Source organism: Allofournierella massiliensis (assembly GCF_004345265.1).
Lineage (GTDB): Bacteria > Bacillota > Clostridia > Oscillospirales > Ruminococcaceae > Allofournierella > Allofournierella massiliensis.
This window is the reverse complement of sequence record NZ_SLUM01000025.1, coordinates 37,354-55,922: the sequence shown is the minus strand read 5'-3', so window position 1 is coordinate 55,922 and position 18,569 is coordinate 37,354. Positions and strand designations below refer to the sequence as shown.

Annotated in this window: 17 protein-coding genes and 1 pseudogene; 9 read left to right on the top strand and 9 right to left on the bottom strand. The window is 52.7% G+C overall.

Annotated elements, in window-relative coordinates; genetic code table 11:
- Positions 1-91 precede the first annotated feature (91 nt).
- Positions 92-523: pseudogene (gene tnpA, locus EDD77_RS13870) on the top strand (IS200/IS605 family transposase); the annotation flags it as partial.
- Between the two features lie 167 nt (positions 524-690).
- Here tnpA and EDD77_RS13865 read toward each other — a convergent pair.
- Positions 691-1,275, bottom strand: coding sequence for a xanthine phosphoribosyltransferase (locus EDD77_RS13865; protein WP_058966463.1), 585 nt, complete (start codon positions 1,273-1,275; stop codon positions 691-693).
- Positions 1,276-1,652: 377 nt separating this feature from the next.
- On the opposite strand from EDD77_RS13865, the gene EDD77_RS13860 reads away from it, so the two are divergent.
- The 7 genes from EDD77_RS13860 to EDD77_RS13830 all read left to right on the top strand — a co-directional run bounded on the left by EDD77_RS13860 (position 1,653) and on the right by EDD77_RS13830 (position 8,586).
- Positions 1,653-2,822, top strand: coding sequence for an ABC transporter substrate-binding protein (locus tag EDD77_RS13860; RefSeq protein WP_058966461.1), 1,170 nt, complete (start codon positions 1,653-1,655; stop codon positions 2,820-2,822).
- A gap of 217 nt (positions 2,823-3,039) precedes the next feature.
- Positions 3,040-3,921 carry a branched-chain amino acid ABC transporter permease gene (locus tag EDD77_RS13855; RefSeq protein ID WP_058966459.1) on the top strand — a complete coding sequence of 294 codons (882 nt, stop codon included), beginning with the start codon at positions 3,040-3,042 and terminating at the stop codon, positions 3,919-3,921.
- A gap of 10 nt (positions 3,922-3,931) precedes the next feature.
- Complete coding sequence (locus tag EDD77_RS13850; RefSeq protein ID WP_058966456.1) at positions 3,932-5,026, top strand: branched-chain amino acid ABC transporter permease; 1,095 nt, start codon at positions 3,932-3,934, stop codon at positions 5,024-5,026.
- A 3-nt stretch (positions 5,027-5,029) separates the two neighbouring features.
- Positions 5,030-5,791, top strand: a complete 762-nt coding sequence (locus tag EDD77_RS13845) for an ABC transporter ATP-binding protein (protein ID WP_058966454.1) — start codon at positions 5,030-5,032, stop codon at positions 5,789-5,791.
- A 2-nt stretch (positions 5,792-5,793) separates the two neighbouring features.
- The gene (locus EDD77_RS13840) at positions 5,794-6,510 is read left to right on the top strand and encodes an ABC transporter ATP-binding protein (RefSeq protein WP_058966452.1); all 717 of its coding nucleotides are present in this window, start codon (positions 5,794-5,796) and stop codon (positions 6,508-6,510) included.
- A gap of 184 nt (positions 6,511-6,694) precedes the next feature.
- A complete protein-coding gene (locus tag EDD77_RS13835) occupies positions 6,695-8,062 on the top strand; it encodes an MATE family efflux transporter (protein WP_058966450.1) in 1,368 nt (455 codons plus the stop codon).
- Entirely contained in the window at positions 8,059-8,586 is a 528-nt protein-coding gene (locus EDD77_RS13830) for a cob(I)yrinic acid a,c-diamide adenosyltransferase (RefSeq protein WP_058966448.1), read from the top strand. The genes EDD77_RS13835 and EDD77_RS13830 overlap by 4 nt, the downstream gene beginning before the upstream one ends.
- A 98-nt stretch (positions 8,587-8,684) precedes the next feature.
- On the opposite strand, the gene EDD77_RS13825 is transcribed toward EDD77_RS13830, so the two are convergent.
- Positions 8,685-10,043: a hemolysin family protein gene (locus EDD77_RS13825; RefSeq protein WP_058966446.1), complete on the bottom strand. Its 1,359-nt coding sequence runs from the start codon at positions 10,041-10,043 to the stop codon at positions 8,685-8,687.
- 483 nt (positions 10,044-10,526) lie between these two features.
- On the opposite strand from EDD77_RS13825, the gene guaA reads away from it, so the two are divergent.
- Positions 10,527-12,068, top strand: coding sequence for a glutamine-hydrolyzing GMP synthase (gene guaA, locus EDD77_RS13820; protein WP_058966444.1), 1,542 nt, complete (start codon positions 10,527-10,529; stop codon positions 12,066-12,068).
- 388 nt (positions 12,069-12,456) lie between these two features.
- On the opposite strand, the gene EDD77_RS13815 is transcribed toward guaA, so the two are convergent.
- The 7 genes from EDD77_RS13815 to EDD77_RS13790 all read right to left on the bottom strand — a co-directional run bounded on the left by EDD77_RS13815 (position 12,457) and on the right by EDD77_RS13790 (position 18,518).
- Positions 12,457-13,938: a recombinase family protein gene (locus tag EDD77_RS13815; protein ID WP_058966442.1), complete on the bottom strand. Its 1,482-nt coding sequence runs from the start codon at positions 13,936-13,938 to the stop codon at positions 12,457-12,459.
- Between the two features lie 85 nt (positions 13,939-14,023).
- A complete protein-coding gene (locus EDD77_RS18140; RefSeq protein ID WP_172733327.1) occupies positions 14,024-14,200 on the bottom strand; it encodes a hypothetical protein in 177 nt (58 codons plus the stop codon).
- Between the two features lie 109 nt (positions 14,201-14,309).
- Positions 14,310-14,510 carry a hypothetical protein gene (locus EDD77_RS13810; RefSeq protein WP_058966440.1) on the bottom strand — a complete coding sequence of 67 codons (201 nt, stop codon included), beginning with the start codon at positions 14,508-14,510 and terminating at the stop codon, positions 14,310-14,312.
- A 193-nt stretch (positions 14,511-14,703) separates the two neighbouring features.
- Positions 14,704-15,126: a sigma-70 RNA polymerase sigma factor region 4 domain-containing protein gene (locus EDD77_RS13805; protein WP_006573372.1), complete on the bottom strand. Its 423-nt coding sequence runs from the start codon at positions 15,124-15,126 to the stop codon at positions 14,704-14,706.
- A gap of 434 nt (positions 15,127-15,560) precedes the next feature.
- The gene (locus tag EDD77_RS13800; RefSeq protein ID WP_058966438.1) at positions 15,561-16,316 is read right to left on the bottom strand and encodes a hypothetical protein; all 756 of its coding nucleotides are present in this window, start codon (positions 16,314-16,316) and stop codon (positions 15,561-15,563) included.
- Between the two features lie 137 nt (positions 16,317-16,453).
- Positions 16,454-17,836: a sensor histidine kinase gene (locus tag EDD77_RS13795; RefSeq protein WP_242868476.1), complete on the bottom strand. Its 1,383-nt coding sequence runs from the start codon at positions 17,834-17,836 to the stop codon at positions 16,454-16,456.
- A 7-nt stretch (positions 17,837-17,843) separates the two neighbouring features.
- The gene (locus tag EDD77_RS13790) at positions 17,844-18,518 is read right to left on the bottom strand and encodes a response regulator transcription factor (RefSeq protein ID WP_455577864.1); all 675 of its coding nucleotides are present in this window, start codon (positions 18,516-18,518) and stop codon (positions 17,844-17,846) included.
- Between the last annotated feature and the right edge of the window lie 51 nt (positions 18,519-18,569).

Below are 18,569 nucleotides of genomic sequence, written 5' to 3'. Positions count from 1 at the left end.
TGGTAGGAGATTTACACCAATCCACAGCATCCCTTACAGTGTAGCACACAGCCCTTGGAGAGGGGCTCTAATAACTACTACTCTATAATACAAGGTGATTTACGGGAAATTAAGAAAAGATATTGGAAAAATCCTGAGGATGCTTTGTGATTACAAGCATGTGGAAATCATTGAGGGGCATGCAATGCCAGACCACATTCATATGCTCGTATCGATTCCGCCGAAATTGGCGGTAGCAGATTTTATGGGATACTTGAAAGGCAAGAGTACGTTGATGATTTTTGAGAGGCATGCGAATCTAAAGTACAAATATGGAAGGAGAGTGTTTTGGGCAAAAGGGTACTATGTAAATACGGTTGGAGGAAATGAGGCAAAGATCCGCAAGTACATCCAAGAACAGGAAATGCAAGATCAGATGAGCGATCAGCTGAGTTTCAGAGAATATGAAGACCTGTTCAAAAATATAGCAGATCTTGATGATGATTCACCGGAGATCCCGACCGACAGTAGAAGAAAGAAGTAAAAAAGCAACGCCAAATGCGGTTGGCGTTGCTCATTATGCACCTTTAGGTGCTGCTGGAATAATGGCCCTTATAGGGCCGTTCTGCAAACCCCACGTTCAACGTGGGGTTATGATTTTTTGCGGTTTGCCGCTTCGGAGAATCACTCCGTGCAGCAGAGAAAAATTCCTCAGTCCTCCTGGGGGCGGAAGATGATATTGCCTTCTTCATCCACGCCTTCCACAATGGCCAGACTGGTGAGCTTGTAGCCCGCTGCACGCAGGGAATCGCCACCGCTCTGGAAGCCCTTTTCAATGGTGATGCCGATGCCGCACACGGTAGCGCCGGACTGCTCGCATACATCCAGCAGACCATGCATTGCTTTGCCCACGGCCATGAAGTCGTCCAGAATCAGCACCCGATCCTCGGGGCCCAGGAACTTTTTGGCCAGGGTAATATCGTAATCTTTTCCGTAAGTAAAGGAATGCACGGTGGAAGTAAAGACTTCGCCGTCCAGATTTTTGCTCTTTGCTTTTTTTGCAAAGACCACCGGCACATCAAAGTAACGGGCGGTCATGCAGGCAATGGCGATGCCGGAAGCCTCAATGGTCAGGATTTTGTTGATCCCGTCGTCTTTATAAATACGATAGAATTCCTTGCCGATTTCGTCCAGCAGGTTCACATCCAGCTGATGGTTCAAAAAGGAATCCACCTTAATAATATTGCCCGGGCGGACCTGACCGTCCTTTACAATTCGCTCTTCCAGCAGTTTCATACTTTCATAACGCTCCCTACACAAAAGTATCCCCACCGCGGGCAAAATGCACACACGGAAAAAGGTAATACACCTATTATACAGAAAAGCGAAGGGTTTGCAATGCTTAAAACGCTCTTTTTTGCCGAAAAAACGGCTTTTTAGCAGAATAATAATAACGAAAGCATTACAAATTGCCAAACGAACAGTTTTGTTTGTCCAAAAAAACAAAGAATACTGTGCATTATCACTACGTTTACGCTTTACAACGATAAAAAGTATGTGAAAATAGCGAATTGCAATTTTGCACTGATGTCCGTATAATTTAGAAAAGCAAAAAATTCCCCCCACAGAAAACGCATAAGGGGTGTGCGGGGGAAGATCGGAGGAGAATCCACATGAAAAAAGCAATGAGTTTGGTTCTTGCGGCCGCAATGGCATTCGGCTTCGCTGCTTGTGGCGGCGCATCCAGCACCAGCGGTGCAGCATCCACCGCTTCCAGCACTGCCTCCGGGGCAGCCATTAAGATCGGTGGCATCGGCCCCCTGACCGGTGGCGCTGCAATCTACGGCAACGCTGTTAAGAATGGCGCCGAGCTGGCTGTGGAAGAAATTAACGCACAGGGCGGCCTGCAGTTCGAACTGAACTTCCAGGACGATGAAAACGACCCCGAAAAGTCCCTGAACGCTTACAACAACCTGAAGGACTGGGGCATGCAGGCTCTGCTTGGCACCGTTACCACTCAGCCCTGCCTGACCGTAGCGCCCGAGACTGCTGCTGACAATATGTTCCTGCTGACTCCTTCCGCTTCTGCGGTAGACGTCATCAAGGAGGACAATGCTTTCCAGGTCTGCTTCACCGACCCCAACCAGGGCGTTGCTTCCGCAGACTACATCGCTGAGAACGGCCTGGCCACCAAGATTGCCATCATCTACGACAGCTCCGACGCCTATTCTTCCGGCATCCACGACAAGTTCAAGGAAGAGGCTGCCACCAAGGGCCTGGAGATCGTAGCCGACGAGGCCTTCACCGCCGACAATAAGACCGATTTCTCCGTGCAGGTTCAGAAAGCCAAGAGCTCCGGCGCTGAGCTGGTGTTCCTGCCCATCTACTACAGCGAAGCCAACCTGATCATCCAGGAGATGAACAAGCAGGGCTGCACCGCTTCTGTATTTGGTTGTGACGGTCTGGACGGTCTGCTGACCATCGAAGGCGCCGACACCTCCCTGTTCGAGGGCGTAATGCTGCTGACTCCCTTCGCTGCCGACGCGCAGGACGAGAAGACTCAGAACTTCGTTTCCAAGTATGAAGAGAAGTACGGCGAGACTCCCAACCAGTTCGCTGCCGACGCTTACGACGGTGTTTACACCATCCTGGCTGCCTGCGAGCAGGGCGGCGTGACCGCTGATATGGACGCTTCCGCTGTTTGCGATGCGTTGAAAGCTGCCATGACTCAGATCACCGTAGACGGTCTGACCGGCGAAGGCATGAAGTGGGAAGCCACCGGCGAAGTAAACAAGGCTCCTCGTGCCGTTAAGATCCAGAACGGTGCCTACACCGCAATGTAATTGAAACAGTCCGGCCTGGTCCGGTGCTGAAAGGGCTGCTCGCCGGGGGCGCAGCAGCCCTTTTTTATTCAAAAACCGGCAAAATCCGGCAGAAAATGCTGCGGGATTCTTGTGTGCACTTTACAGCAGTGCTATAATAATCCATATATTCTGTGCGGTGGCGGCAGACAGGTGTAGGCATCACCGGTCCGCCGCCGCGAAAAAAGGGGAATCGAGTATGGAATTTCTGTCCTACTTAATCAACGGCATCAGCCTGGGCAGTGTGTATGCCATCATCGCCTTGGGCTACACCATGGTGTACGGCATTGCCAAGATGCTGAACTTTGCCCATGGCGACGTAATCATGGTGGGCAGCTACATTGTGTTCATTGCGGTGAACCAGATGGGCATGCCTCCGCTGCTGGCCATTGTTATTTCCATGGCTTTGTGCACGCTGTTGGGCATCGTAATCGAGCGGTTTGCCTATAAGCCGCTGCGCAGTGCCTCTTCTCTGGCAGTTCTGATCACCGCCATCGGCGTGAGCTACCTGCTGCAGAACCTGGCGCTGCTCATCTGGGGCGCGGACCCCAAGTCCTTCACCTCCGTGGTGGGGCTGGCTCCGGTGCAGCTGGCCGGTGGCCGTCTGGTCATCTCCGGCGAGACCATTGTGACCATTGTGGTGAGCGCTATCATCATGGCTGGTCTGATCTTCTTCGTGAACAACACCAAAATGGGCCGGGCTATGCTGGCCGTGAGCGAGGATAAGGGCGCTGCTCAGCTGATGGGCATCAATGTGAACTCTACCATCGCCATGACCTTCGCCATCGGTTCTGCCCTGGCTGCAGTGGCTGGTGTGCTGCTGTGCTCCGCCTATCCCACTCTGCAGCCCACCACCGGTGCCATGCCTGGCATCAAGGCCTTCACTGCTGCGGTGTTCGGCGGTATCGGCTCCATTCCCGGCGCCTTTGTGGGCGGCATCCTGCTGGGCGTGATCGAGATCATGAGCAAAGCTTACATTTCCACCCAGCTGGCGGACGCTATCGTGTTCGCGGTGCTGATTATTGTGCTGCTGGTGCGTCCCACCGGCCTGCTGGGCAAGAAAATCAGTGAAAAGGTGTGAGGTGGCGGTTATGAATATGCTGAAAACCATGAAAAAGTCCACCCGCAGCAACCTGATCACCTATGGCATTGTGGTGCTGTTTTATCTGGTGATGCAGCTGCTGGCCAGCGGCGGTCTGCTGAGCAACTCCATGCAGGGCATGCTGGTGCCCATCTGCACCTATGTGGTCCTGGCAGTATCCCTGAACCTGACCGTCGGTATCCTGGGCGAGCTGAGCCTGGGCCATGCGGGCTTCATGAGCGTCGGTGCATTCTCCGGCGCGGTATACTGGATGATCGCGGGGCAGAACCTGCCCTCCGCGCTGGGGCTGGCGGTGGCTATGCTCATCGGCGGCGTGATGGCCGGTGTATTCGGCTTCCTGATCGGCATCCCTGTGCTGCGGCTGCGGGGTGACTATCTGGCCATCGTAACCCTGGCCTTCGGCGAGATCATCAAGAACATCCTGAATGCCATCTATCTGGGCTGGGACAGCAACGGCTTCCATTTCTCCATGAAGGATGCCACCTCTCTGAACATGGGCGAGGACGGCGAGGTCATCATCAATGGCGCCATCGGCATCAGCGGCATGACCAAAGCCTCCAGCTTTACCGCCGGCATCATTCTGGTGCTGATCACCCTGTTTGTGGTACTGAATCTGATCAATTCCCGTGCCGGGCGTGCGATCATGTCCATCCGCGACAACCGTATCGCTGCCGAGGCCACCGGTATCAACGTGACCAAGTACAAGCTGATGGCCTTCATCACCTCTGCTTTCCTGGCCGGTATGGCGGGCGTGCTGTATGCACTGAATATGTCCGCTCTGGCGGCCAAGAAGTTCGACTACAACACCTCCATTCTGGTTCTGGTGTTCGTGGTTCTGGGCGGTATCGGCAACATCCGCGGCTCGGTGATCGCGGCAGCTGTTCTGTATGTGCTGCCTGAGCTGCTGCGCGGTCTGAACGATTACCGCATGCTGATCTATGCGGTGATCCTGATCGTTATGATGATCTTCAACCAGAGCGCCCAGGTGGTCGCCTGGCGTCATCAGGTGTGGGAAAAGCTCTCCGCCACCGGCCCGTTCCAGAAGCTGGCCCGGGCAAAAAAACAAACGAAGGGGGAGGCATGATCCATGGCTCTGCTTGAAGTAATGAACGTGGGCATCGCTTTCGGCGGTCTGCAGGCGGTTGCTCAGTTGGATATGAAGATCGAAAAGGGCCACCTGTATGGCCTGATCGGCCCCAACGGTGCGGGCAAGACCACCGTATTCAACATGCTTACCGGCGTGTACCGTCCCACCGAGGGCGATATCATTCTGGATGGCAAAAATATCACCGGCAAGGCACCGGCCAAGATCAATCAGGCCGGCATTGCCCGTACCTTCCAGAACATTCGCCTGTTCAGCCAGATGACCGTGCTGGATAACGTGAAGATCGGTCTGCATAATCAGGTCAAGTACTCCATGTGGACGGGAATTTTCCGCCTGCCCGGCTTCCGTGAAAAGGAGCAGGAGATGGATTACAAGGCCATGAAACTGCTCAAGATCTTTGATCTGGACAAGGAGGCCAATCTGCCCGCTTCCAGCCTGCCCTACGGTAAACAGCGGAAGCTGGAGATTGCTCGTGCGCTGGCCACCAATCCCAAGCTGCTGCTGCTGGACGAACCCGCTGCCGGTATGAACCCCAGCGAGAGTGAGGAACTGATGAATACCATCAAGTTTGTGCAGAAGGAGTTCGGTGTGGCGATTCTGCTCATCGAACACGACATGAACTTTGTGATGGGCATCTGTGAATACATCTATGTGCTGGATTACGGCCGGGTCATCGCTCAGGGCAACGGCGAATCCATCCGCAATAACCCCAAGGTTATTGCGGCATATCTGGGAGGTGACTGACCATGGGTGAGATGCTTCGCGTAAGCGATCTGAATGTGTTCTATGGCTCCATCCATGCCATCAAGGATATCTCGTTCCATGTGGACGAGGGCGAGATCGTGACCCTGATCGGCGCCAACGGCGCCGGCAAGACTACCACCATGCACGCCATTTCCGGCCTGCTCAAACCCAAGAGCGGTACCATCGACTTTCTGGGCAGCCGCATCAGTCAGATGGAAGCCCACAAGATCATCCGGCTGGGCCTGGCCCAGGTGCCGGAAGGTCGCCGGGTGTTCAGCCATCTGACCGTGCAGGAGAACCTGTCCATGGGTGCGTTCACCCGCAAGGACGGCGCTTCCGCCATCGCGCAGGATCTGGAGATGGTGTTTGACCGCCTGCCCCGCCTGAAAGAGCGGCGCAAGCAGCAGGCGGGTACCCTGTCCGGCGGCGAGCAGCAGATGCTGGCCATCGGCCGTGCGCTGATGTGCAAGCCCAAGATGCTGCTGCTGGATGAGCCCTCCATGGGTCTGTCGCCCCTGCTGGTGAAGGAGATATTCAAGATCATCGAGGACGTGAACAAGGACGGCGTGACCGTTCTGCTGGTGGAACAGAACGCCAAGATGGCGCTGGAGATTGCCGACCGCGCCTATGTGCTGGAAACCGGCACCGTGAAGATGGAAGGCCCCGCCGACGAGCTGGCCAACAACATCGAAGTGCGCAAGGCCTATCTGGGCTGCTGAGCGGTCAAAGAAAACGATGTCTGTTGTATCCCCGCTGTGTGTTTCACAGCGGGGATTTTATTGTTTATGATCACGCTGTATCAACTGGAAAAAGTATGCTATAATAAAAAGCACTCAGCCCAGATGTCCGGCTTTGACCCGCGCGGGGCGAGTGCTTTTTGTTTTGGTATGGAGGCGGTTTTCGTTGACGAAAGATCTGACCCAGGGCGGCATCACAAAGACTCTGGTTCTGTTTTCCCTGCCCATGATTGCGGGCAACCTGCTGCAGCAGTTGTATAACATTGCCGACACTCTGATTGTGGGTCGCTTTCTGGGGGCGAATGCTCTGGCAGCGGTGGGCTCGGCCTACACCCTCATGATCTTTCTCACCTCGATTCTGCTTGGCCTTGCCATGGGCAGCGGGGCGCTGGTGTCCATCTGCTGGGGCCAGCGGGATGGCGAGCGGATGCGCTATTGTGTGGCGGCGTCCTTCTCGCTGATCGGTGTGCTGGCAGCTCTGCTCACCGTGGGCGTTTATCTGCTGGTGGATCCCATTCTCGCTTTGTTGCAGGTGCCGGAGCAGGTCTGGGCGCTGATGCGGGTGTATCTGCTGGTGATCTTCGCGGGCATCCCCGCCACCTTCCTGTACAACTATTTTGCCTGCATGCTGCGGGCGGTGGGGAACTCGGCAGTGCCGCTGGCTTTTTTGGGGATCTCCTCGGTGATGAACATCGGGCTGGATCTGCTGTTTGTTCTTCGCTTTGAATGGGGCGTGGCAGGTGCGGCCTTCGCCACCGTGCTCAGCCAGTATCTGTCCGGTATCGGGCTGGCGGTGTACAGCCTGTTTGCTGCCCGGGAGCTGCTGCCACGGCGAAAGCATTGGCGCTTTGGCCGGGCCCGTCTGGCGGAAGTGGCCAGCTATTCGCTGCTCACCTGTATGCAGCAGTCCATTATGAACTTCGGCATCCTGATGGTGCAGGGCAGGGTGAACAGCTTCGGCCCGGCGGTAATGTCTGCCTTTGCGGCCGCGGTGAAGATTGACACCTTTGCCTATATGCCTGCGCAGGATCTGGGTAACGCCTTTTCCACCTTTGTGGCCCAAAACTACGGGGCGGGCAAGGCGGACCGTATCCAGAAGGGCATCCGGCGGGCAGTGGCCATTTCGGCCGGGTTCTGCGTGGCGGTGAGCGTTCTGGTATTTGTGTTCGCAAAGCCGCTGATGCTCATCTTCGTGGTCCCCGAAGAGACCGAGATTCTGTCCATCGGCGTGCAGTATCTGCGCATTGAGGGCAGCTTCTATTGCGGCATCGGCTGCCTGTTCCTGCTGTACGGCCTTTACCGTGCCATGGAAAAGCCGGGCATGTCGGTGGTGCTCACTGTCCTTTCGCTGGGCACCCGGGTGATTCTGGCCTATGGCCTTTCTGCGATCCCGGCCATCGGCGTCGTTGGCATCTGGTGGTCGGTTCCCATCGGCTGGTTTTTGGCAGACGCGGTGGGCTTTGTATACTACTGGAAAAACCGTGCCCGGCTGCAATCTGTGCTGACCGGGAACGAAAAAGGAGAAACTACATGAAAGAACGTTTGACACATCTTTACTTCGGCAACGGCAAGGGCAAAACCACTGCTTCCATGGGTCTGGCGCTGCGGGCGCTGGGCAATGGCTGGCGGATAGTGGTGGTCCAGTTTCTGAAAAGCCACCCCAGCGGCGAGGTTGCCGGGCTGGAAAAGCTGGGCGCCAAAGTAATCCGCAGCACCGAGACCATGAAGTTCGTGTTTAAAATGACCGAGGAGGAGAAGCAGGCTGCCCGGGCTGTGCAGCAGAAGATGCTGAACGAGGCCATCCGTCTGGTGGATGAGGGTCAGGTGGATCTGCTGGTGCTGGATGAGGCAGGTTCTCTCTGCCAGCTGGATATGCTGGAGGATATGAATACCCTGCGTCAGCTGGTAGAGCACAAGCCCGCCGGGCTGGAGCTGGTGATCACCGCCCACGAGCCCGCTCAGTGGCTGCTGGATGCGGCGGACTACTGCACTGAAATGCGCTGCCATCGCCATCCCTTTGACCGGGGTATCCCGGGCCGCAAGGGCGTGGAGTTTTAAAGCATCGGATAAGAAAACAAAGAACGCCCGTGACCTGTGTGGTTTGCCAGGTCACGGGCGTTTTCGTTATTGCTTATGAAAGGATAAGAACGGAGAAATTAGACCTTTTCGGCGTTCTCATCCGCTTTGGTAGGCTCCGGCTGGGTCAGAGGGCTTACCACCGCATCCTCCAGACGGTGCTCCCGCACACGGGCGGTGTGAATGGTCACCGGCGGCAGCTTGACGGAAAAATGCGCCTGATCCTCCGGTACTGTGCCCAGCTGACCGAACACAAAGCCGCCGAAGGTGTCGTATGTATCCAGCACCTCTTCCGTAAAATCCAGCGAAAGGCTGCGGGCTACCTCTTTCAAAGGCGCGGAGCCCTGAATCCGCCAGCGGCCGGGAGCCAGCGATTCGATTTCCTGCGGCTGGGCTGCCTTTTCCAGGTCATCCTCCAGATCACCCACCAGCTGCTCCAGCAGGTCGTTCATGGTCACCACGCCGGTCACACCGCCGTATTCATCCAACACCACGGCAAAATGATTGCGGGTGCGCTTCATGTCCCGGAAAAGCACGTCCGCCCGCAGATGCTGGGGCACGAAGTAAGCCGGGCGAACGGCTTTCTCCATCACCAGAGCGCGATTGCGGTTTTGCAAACGGAAATAATCCCGTACATTCAGCACGCCGATCACATCATCGGCAGTCTCGCCGCACACCGGGTATTTGGCGAAGCGGCTTTCCCGGATGGTGGTATCCCAAACCTCGTCGCTGTCCTCCTGCCAGAGCACGGTCAGTTCGGTGCGGTGGGTGGCAAATTCGGCCACGGTGCGGTCGTCAAACTCAAACACATTCTGGATAAACTCCCGTTCTTCCTGGTCGATCACGCCTTTTTTGCTGCCCGCATCCACCATCATGCGGATCTCTTCTTCGCTCACTTCGTCCTCCTCGGCGTTGGGATCCAGGCCGCACAGCCGAAGCACAAAGTTGGTGGAGGCAGTAAGCACCCACACGATGGGCGAGGCCACCCGGGCCAGCGCCGAGATCATGCCGGACATGGCCAGCGCCAGACTCTCGGCTTTTTTCATGGCCAGACGCTTGGGTACCAGCTCACCGAATACCAGAGTGAAGTAGGAAAGAATCAGGGTGATCAGAACCACCGAAACCGCGTTCAGGGTTTGGGCGGGCACCGGTACGCCCAGACGGAGCAGGCCATCCACCAGAATACCGGCGAAGTTGTCCGCCGCGAAGGCGCTGCCCAGAAAACCGGACAGGGTAATGGCAACCTGAATGGTGGCCAGAAAACGTGCAGGCTGGCTGGTAAGCCGGGCAAGGCGCATGGCACGCTTGTCGCCCTGGGAAATAAGCTGGGCCAGTTTGGCATCGCTTACCGAGATCACGGCAATCTCAGCGCAGGCGAACACCGCGTTCAGGGCGATCAGAATGATTTGCAGAAAAATCTGCCATACAATGGGGTTCATAAATGAATATAACTCCTTTTTCGTGTATCAGGATAAAAATGAAAGCAGGCCGGAAGCCAGGGGGCGGAAGGCGTCCCGGAGCGGAGAAGAAATCCTAACGCAGCATCCGCCGAAAACGCAAGAAGACACGCCCGTTTCCCGTAAAAGCAGAAAACAGGTGTGTCTTGTATCGCCGGTCTGATTCAGTTGCAATGGGGCATCGGGCAGGGTCGCCGTCGTCCATAAGTCAAAAGCTCTCCTTTTCGGGTTTTATGGGAATGCCTAGATAATACAGGATATGAGGTGGCTTTGTCAAGCGCAGGATGGGGGCGATTTTGGGCGCTTTTACCAGTATCGGCCAGATAAACGCTGTGTGCACTGGAAAAACGGAAAAAGCGGCGAAATACCGGCAAATTTTCGGTTTTGCTGTTTTCTTGCCCCAAAAGATGTGCTATAATCATGGGTAAACTGTGAAGCAAACCAGTCGCAAAGGGAGGAAAATCAATGGCAGAAACCATCTTAGTTGTGGACTTTGGCGGCCAGTACAACCAGCTGATCGCCCGCCGTGTGCGTGAGTGCCACGTTTACAGCGAGATCGTGTCCTACACCAAGGCCATGGAGGCCATCCGGGAGAAAAAGCCCGCCGGTATTATCTTCACCGGTGGCCCCAACAGCGTTTATCTGGAGGATTCCCCCTCCATCAGCACCGAAGTGTTCGAGCTGGGCATCCCCGTGCTGGGCATCTGCTACGGCTCGCAGCTGATGATGCATCTGCTGGGCGGCCATGTATGCGTTGCCCCCGAGCGGGAATACGGCAAGACCGAGGTCACTGTGGATACCAGCAGCAAGCTGTTCCAGGGCGTGAGCGAAAAGACCATCTGCTGGATGAGCCATAACGATTACATCGAGAAGGCGGCCCCCGGCTTTACCATCAGTGCCCACACCGTCAACTGTCCCGTGGCTGCCATGGAGTGGCCCGAGCGCAACCTGTACGCCGTGCAGTTCCATCCGGAAGTTCTGCACACTCAGGAAGGCACCAAGATGCTCTCCAACTTCGTGTACAACGTCTGCGGCTGCAAGGGCGAGTGGACCATGGATTCCTTTGTGGAGAAGTCCATCGAGGCCATCCGCGCCAAGGTAGGCAATGGCAAGGTGCTGTGCGCCCTGTCCGGCGGTGTGGACAGCTCTGTGGCTGCCGTTATGCTGGCCAAGGCAGTGGGCAAGCAGCTCACCTGTGTGTTCGTGGATCACGGCCTGCTGCGCAAGAACGAGAGCGAAGAGGTTTGCAGCGTGTTCGGCCCCGAGGGCCCCTACGACCTGAACTTCATCTGCGTGAACGCCCGCCAGCGCTTCTACGACAAGCTGAAGGGCGTGGAAGAACCGGAGAAGAAGCGCAAGATCATTGGCGAGGAGTTTATTCGCGTATTCGAGGAAGAGGCCAAGAAGATCGGCACCGTGGATTTCCTGGTGCAGGGCACCATCTACCCCGACGTGGTGGAGAGCGGCGCCGGCGGCGAAAGCACCGTGATCAAGAGCCACCACAACGTGGGCGGCCTGCCGGATTATGTGGACTTCAAGGAGATCATCGAGCCCCTGCGCGACCTGTTCAAGGACGAGGTGCGCAATGCCGGCCGTCAGCTGGGTATTCCCGAGTACCTGGTGAGCCGTCAGCCCTTCCCGGGCCCCGGTCTGGCCATCCGTATCATCGGTGAAGTGACCGAAGAGAAGATCAAGATGGTGCAGGATGCCGACGCCATCTGGCGCGAGGAGATCGCCGCCGCTGGTGAGGACAAGAACCTAGGCCAGTACTTCGCGGCGCTGACCAACATGCGCAGCGTGGGCGTTATGGGCGACGAGCGCACCTACGATTACGCTGTGGCCCTGCGTGCGGTGACCACCACCGACTTCATGACCGCCGAGCCTGCCTACCTGCCCTGGGATCTGATCGCCAAGGTGACCAGCCGTATCGTGAACGAGGTTCCTCATATCAACCGCGTCATGTACGACTGCACCGGCAAGCCCCCGGCAACCATCGAGTTCGAATAAGGTAAAAGTGGATATGAGAGCCCGCAAACCCGCATAAACACTGGGTTTGCGGCTCTTGAAAATCCTCTTTGATAGCAGATTGATCGCATTTGCCCAATTTCGATTTATTCTTTAATGATCGAAAGACTGGCGAATGCGCGGTCAATTTATCCGAAAAGAAAAAGGTCACCGAAAGGTGGCCTTTTTCTCGTATTGGGTAGCTTGAGCGAGCGACAACCACCAGCTAAGCTGGTGGAATAAAAACGGCTTTAGCCCTAGACAAAGAGAAACCTCCCCGTAGAATAGAGTGTGGGTTTGCCAACCACATTCTAGGAACAGAGAGGTTTATCTTTGAAATGAAAAATAGCAAACTATTTTTTACAAAGGCATAATGCCAAGTGAAAAGATTTTAGATTTTCCAGTGGATTGTAACTTCCTCACTGGTAGCGTCAATTTGTGATATGAGAATATCAACCACCTTGCGCTTATCGTCAAAGCTCACGGACTCCCAATCATCCAGATAGCCCGTAATGCTGTCAATCTGTGAAGCGGAAACGGAATTAGCGGTGAGGTCGGCCACCAGCTTTAGCTGCTTTTGACGTTCCGCGTCCAGTTCCTCAATCCGGTTATTTGCGTATTGCAGGAGCAGCGGGTTTGCCCCGGACAAAGTGTCCAGAAGTTTCTCGATCTCGCTCTCTGTCTTTGCAAGGGCAACACGGGCGGCGGTCAGCTTCGGATTATAGCTTTGTTCCTTTCCGCCTTTCAGCGTGTGGAATTTCTGCATCTTCTTAACCATCTCGCCGTACACAAACGCCTCCATGTTTTGCGTTGTCAGCGTACCGGCCCCCTCACAGCTCCCATTTTCCGCCCGCTGTTTGCACCGCAGGTAGGTAACGCCATTTTGGGCTCTCAGAGCAGCCAGCGCATAGCCGCAGCGCCCGCACTTGATTTTCCCGGCCAGCCATGTATTATGGCATTTGCGGCCATTCTGGAAAGAGGTGTTCTGTGACAGCTTGCGCTGAACAGTCAGCCAGAGCTGGGAAGAAATGCGGCCCTGGTGCGGGGCGATCACAAGAATTGGCTCCTCACCCTCGCGCCCTTGATAGAGATAGCAGCTGTTGTCCCCTGTGAACATTTCCGGGGGACTTTCAATTTTTACGCCCTGGGCCTTGAAGTATTCGTAGATGTCCATATCAGCCTGGACATAAACGGGGTTTCTCAGTAGTTTGGAGATAAAGGCCCGCTGGAGTGCCTTGTCATAGACCTTGATGGAGTGTTTGACAAAGTACCGTGTTATATCGCCATAGGAATTGCTCGGCTCCGCATACATTTGAAACATGAGCTCGGCAAAATCCATTTCCGCATTTTCCACCAGCTTCTTTGTCTTGATCCCGTCCATGACGATGGGCTCGGTATCAAAGCCGTATGGCGTCCGGCCCCGCATATAGTAGCCTTTGGCACACCGGGAATAGAAAGCGTCCTGCACACGCATTTGGATGCTCTCACGTTCAAGCTGGGCAAAGACAATGCAGATATTGAGCATCGCCCGGCCCATTGGGGTGGAAGTATCAAATTTTTCCGTACAGGAAACAAACTCCACATCGTATTGCTTGAACAGCTCCATGAGCTTTGCAAAGTCTACAATGGAGCGGCTGATCCGATCCAGCTTGTAGACAATCACCCGTTTAATCAAGCCCAGCCGGATGTCCTGCAAGAGCCGCTGGAAGTCGGGGCGTTCAATGTTCTTGCCGGAATACCCTTTATCTTTGTATTCCTTACCTTCACCGCCTTTTAACTCATATCGGCAAAATTCAAATTGACTTTCAATGCTGATACTGTCCTTTTTGTCAATCGACTGCCGCCCGTAAATTGCATCAATTCTATTATCCATAATTAGCTCCCTTTCTGTTCATTGGGAGCCAACCTACAAGTATATTATACCTCTGCCGCCCCCCTACAACAAGGATGACTCCGGCCTACCCCCGCTGCCCGGCATACTTGCGGAACACGTCAAACAGCCGCCGCTCGATCTCGCGGTTGAGCTTGTCCTGTTCCTGCGGGGAAAAAACGGGGGTGAGATTTTTGACGGTGATCGTCCGATCTCCGAGAACAGCCGATTTAACTTCACTTTCATATTTGACCTGCGCCTGCATAAAATCCCTCCCATACAATCAAAGAATATTTTGAAGCATAGCAAAGGCCAGCACCGCGAAAGTGCTGGCCTTTGGCCGGATATGTACCTCTGGACAAAGTGTCCAGAAGTCAGTAAGGGCTTTCCTCAAAGTGCTGCTGGGCCTCTTCCAGACTGCGGAAGTCGAAAACCTCATAGAGCTCTGCCACCACGCGCCGGATGTCGTTGGGAGAAAACCCGCAGTTCTCCATCGCGTAGATGACATAGCCACGGCAGGCGTTGTTGCTCCACGGCTGGGACAGCATAGCAGCCAACATAGGATCATAGTCCATTCTGTTATCCCTCACTTTCATAAATGGCGGGGAGCGCCGCGCTCATTTTCTTGCCCCGTCATAAGACAGCCATACTCGGCAGCGGCGCTCCCCCACAAAGGGGGGCGGCGGCCTGCGGCCCCCGCGCCTCCTTTGCGGAGAGAACTTCCTCTCACATACCACCAGAAAAAGAGGGGTAAATGGAGATGGTAACTTAGAAATTTTCCTGCAAATATTTTTTCATGCGCTCAATCCCGCATTTCACGGAGCAGCGGACGGCGCTCTTGTCCACGCCCTCCTCGCGGGCGATCTGACGGTAGCTCTTTCCAAGGATCAAATGAGCGTCCACCCGGCGGCCCTGGATCTCCGGCAGGGAGTTGAGGGCGTTCCACAGACGGAAAAACAGCTCCTTGCGATCCATGAGCTCCTGGGGGCTGGGCTCGTGCAGGCAGGCGGAGTATTCGATCCCATCGTCACAATCCAGGGAATAATATGCCTTGTTGTAGCGTACCCGTTCCGCATGAGCGGCCTCACGCCGCTTGCTGGCCATGAGCTCCTCGGCCACCTCGTCAGGCACCTCCACCAGCTCGTCCGTTAAGTACCAATAATAAAAATCTTTCAGATTGATCGTTGTCATAGCTTGTCCTCCATTTTGTTTCGGTTGATGGGTTGATCGAAAACAAAATGGAGAGCTGGCGGGGAGCGGCACCCTGGGGAGCCGCCCCGAACCTCTGGACAAAGTGTCCAGAAGTCGGACAAACAAAATGCGCCTGCGCGACACACGGCCACACAAGCGCATGAAATTATAAATTCATTTATGTACTGCCAAATTTCATATCCGCTGCCAAACTGATCCTGTTGGGCGGGTGAGCTTTTTTTGACAGGTTAGGAGGAAAAAAAAAGATAAAGGACACGGCAATACCTCCAGAGGGCCTCCGTGTCCTTACAAGTCGTCATTAGTTTGTGTAAACGCAAAGGAACGGCGGCTTTGAAATCAAGCCGCCGTTCCCAATGGGCGTGTTAAAAAGGCTGCTGTACGACGGCTTTTTTCTTTTGCCGTCGTCCGGCAGGTCACTCCATCTCTTTTACACCAACTATTTTGTCATTTTCGTAAATCGTTTGGACATTGATGCTACCTCCATCTGTTGACTGGAACGTAAACACGTCTCCACTTGGGGATAAATCCAAGAAATACTTTACGAGTTTCCCGTTATAGTAGATATTTCCGGTACCGCTGGCGTTTTCCGACTCAACATATTCGATCCCAAATTCTTTATATTTGTCAAATCGATCTGCAAAACTCTCTGCGGTAGGATCATAAAAGCCTGAAACATAGACCGAACCACCAGGAGCATCATAAAAACTTGATAGATCCCTGTTGTCAAATTCCTCCTGGCTGTACCGTTCGATACCTGTCAGCCGACCAAAAGGATTGACACTTCCATCCGCATTTTTGATTGTTTCTCGCGTCGTGTGAATATCTACGGTGCCGTTTTCATTGAGAAATTCGCAGTAGACACTTTGGACACCGTCTGCCACATCGACACCATCATAAAAATACCTGACCAGCTCACCATCAAAGTACAGCTCATTTTTGCTTTCATCGTATTTGAGTCCAAACGTCTCGTACTCCTGATAGGATACCTGCTTTTGGGGTAGCTCGTGCTGCTCCACATAGGTCTGCCCAGCGTCGCTTGACGCAACTTCTGAAGTGCTGGAAAGTTTATCAGGAACCGCCTGTGCCGCAGCTGCAGCGCCACAGGCAGCCAAGCCGCATAACATTGTAAGAAGCAGGAGTGCGGCAACTCCTTTTTGAATTTTTTTCATAGAGAAATCACCCTTTCTTATTTTGTATGGTTATATCTTAGCAAAGATATTTGTGATAGAATTGGGGGCAATTTGTGATTTGTGTGTAGTTGAAAAAAGGGGCGGCTATTGAAAGCCGTCCCTTAGAAATTGCGATTTTATAATAAAAATGAAAAGCATACCCCCCGTTCTGTATTGGTGACATTACATTCACTTCCATGCTGTTTTAATATCTTTTGAACAATGTAAAGCCCCAACCCACTTCCACCTGTTTGTCGGCTCCTTGAATGGTCTACACGATAGAAAGGCTCAAAGATTTTGGATAAGTCCTCATTGGGAATGTGGACGCCTGTATTCTCTATACGAAACCTAAACTTTCCACTCTGTGTTTTGGCCGCAATATAAATATCGTTATCTGGAGGTGAATAGAAAATTGCATTACTGATCAGGTTTCCTATTACTTTTGATAGTAAACGGCTATCACCTAAAACCAATGCCGGAACTTCTATATCGGTATGCAATGTTAGGTTCTTGCGGATCATCAAATCTTCTGTGGAAGAAAGGTAGGTCTTGAGATACTGTGCAATATCAAATTGACTATGCACAATAGAGGCTCCGGATGTTTCTAAGCGTGAGATCGTTAATATCTCCTGCACCATGCTTTCCATTGTATTTGCCACTTCTAACGACCGTGTAAGGTATTTCTTGTGATCCCTATATGCCCCAACATCTAACAGCATACCCTCTAACTGTCCTTTAATAACCGTAATAGGGGTCTTTAATTCGTGTGATACAGCAGAAAAAAACTCCATCCTCTCTTTTTCCAACGCTTTCTCTTTTTCAATGTCCCCTTGTAGTTTTGAATTTGCTTTTTGCAAATCTGATAAAGCAGTTGAAAGATTTCGAGACAGTATATTGAGACTTTTTTGTAAAACTCCTAATTCATCTGTACGATTTTCCACGCAATCCCAGTCAAGAGAAAGCTGCGACATATTCTTAGCTACGCTACTTATTGTCAATACAGGCTTTGTTACAACACGCGAGAATAGGAATGCGATAACAGCAGCTAATATAATAATAAGGCATAGTATCAATGGCGCAGTTTGTAGAATTGACTGCCTAATTTGACTTACAGGCTGTGCATTACCATAAACAATCAATGTGTATTGAGTATTGTCATTAAGAAATGAAAAGTCAAAACTTTGTGTGGTAGTGGGCTCGCCCAGATCGTGGTCAGATAATATTACGGTAGATCCAGTATAGGTGTTTTGTAAAGATGGAAGTGGGATGGATGTCCCATTTTCATCTATCAACTCCACAGTTGAAATATCCGGGTTTCCTATAATGCTGTCAAACAAAGCCCCGCTGCTATCGAAATCCACAGTTTCCAATCGGGAAACAAATTGCTGGGCCTTTTCGGCAAGAGCATCATTCAAGTATAGCGAATAGGTTTTAGGCATAAATATGGCAATCAAAAGATAGGTAAGGAAACCACAAAGAATTAACAATAACAAGGAAAGTAAAAATACCTTTGCTGCCAAACTATCCTTAATTCTCTTTATCAATTTTATATCCCACCCCTCGAATTGTTTGAATAAAATCTATTCCTAACTTTTTGCGTAAATTTTTAATATGGGTATCAACAACCCGCTCGTCCCCATAAAAATCATATCGCCACAGCTTGTCCAACAGGTTTTGCCGAGTTAATATCCGGCCTTGATGGGTCAGTAGCTCCCGCAGTATTTCAAATTCTTTTTGTGTTAGTTCAAAAGTGTTGCCATTCATTGTAGCAGTATATCCGTCACAATTTAAAAGCAAATTACCGTAAGTGATGCTCTGATAGCTCTCTACTGTTCCCTGGCTACTGCGTCGAAGCACAGCTGCAATTTTTCTAATCAAGATTGGCATGGAGAAAGGCTTAGTAATGTAATCATCCACCTGCAAATCCAACCCCTTGATTTGATCATCCTCGCCGTTCAATGCGGTCAGCATAATGATAGGGACATCAGATTGCTTTCGTATCAGTTCACAAACACCGTAACCGTCAATTTTGGGGAGCATAATATCCAGGAGAATTAGGTCATACTTTCCATCAATAAAAATAGATAGAGCTTCAACGCCATCGCCTGCAATATCTACTTCATATCCCGTTTCTTGTAAAAAATTTTGCAAGAGTTCCTGAATGTCGAAATCATCTTCGACAACTAAAATTCTTTGCATAATATCACCTCAATATATAGCATATCATATGAATTTGTGATTTAAGTGTAGTCT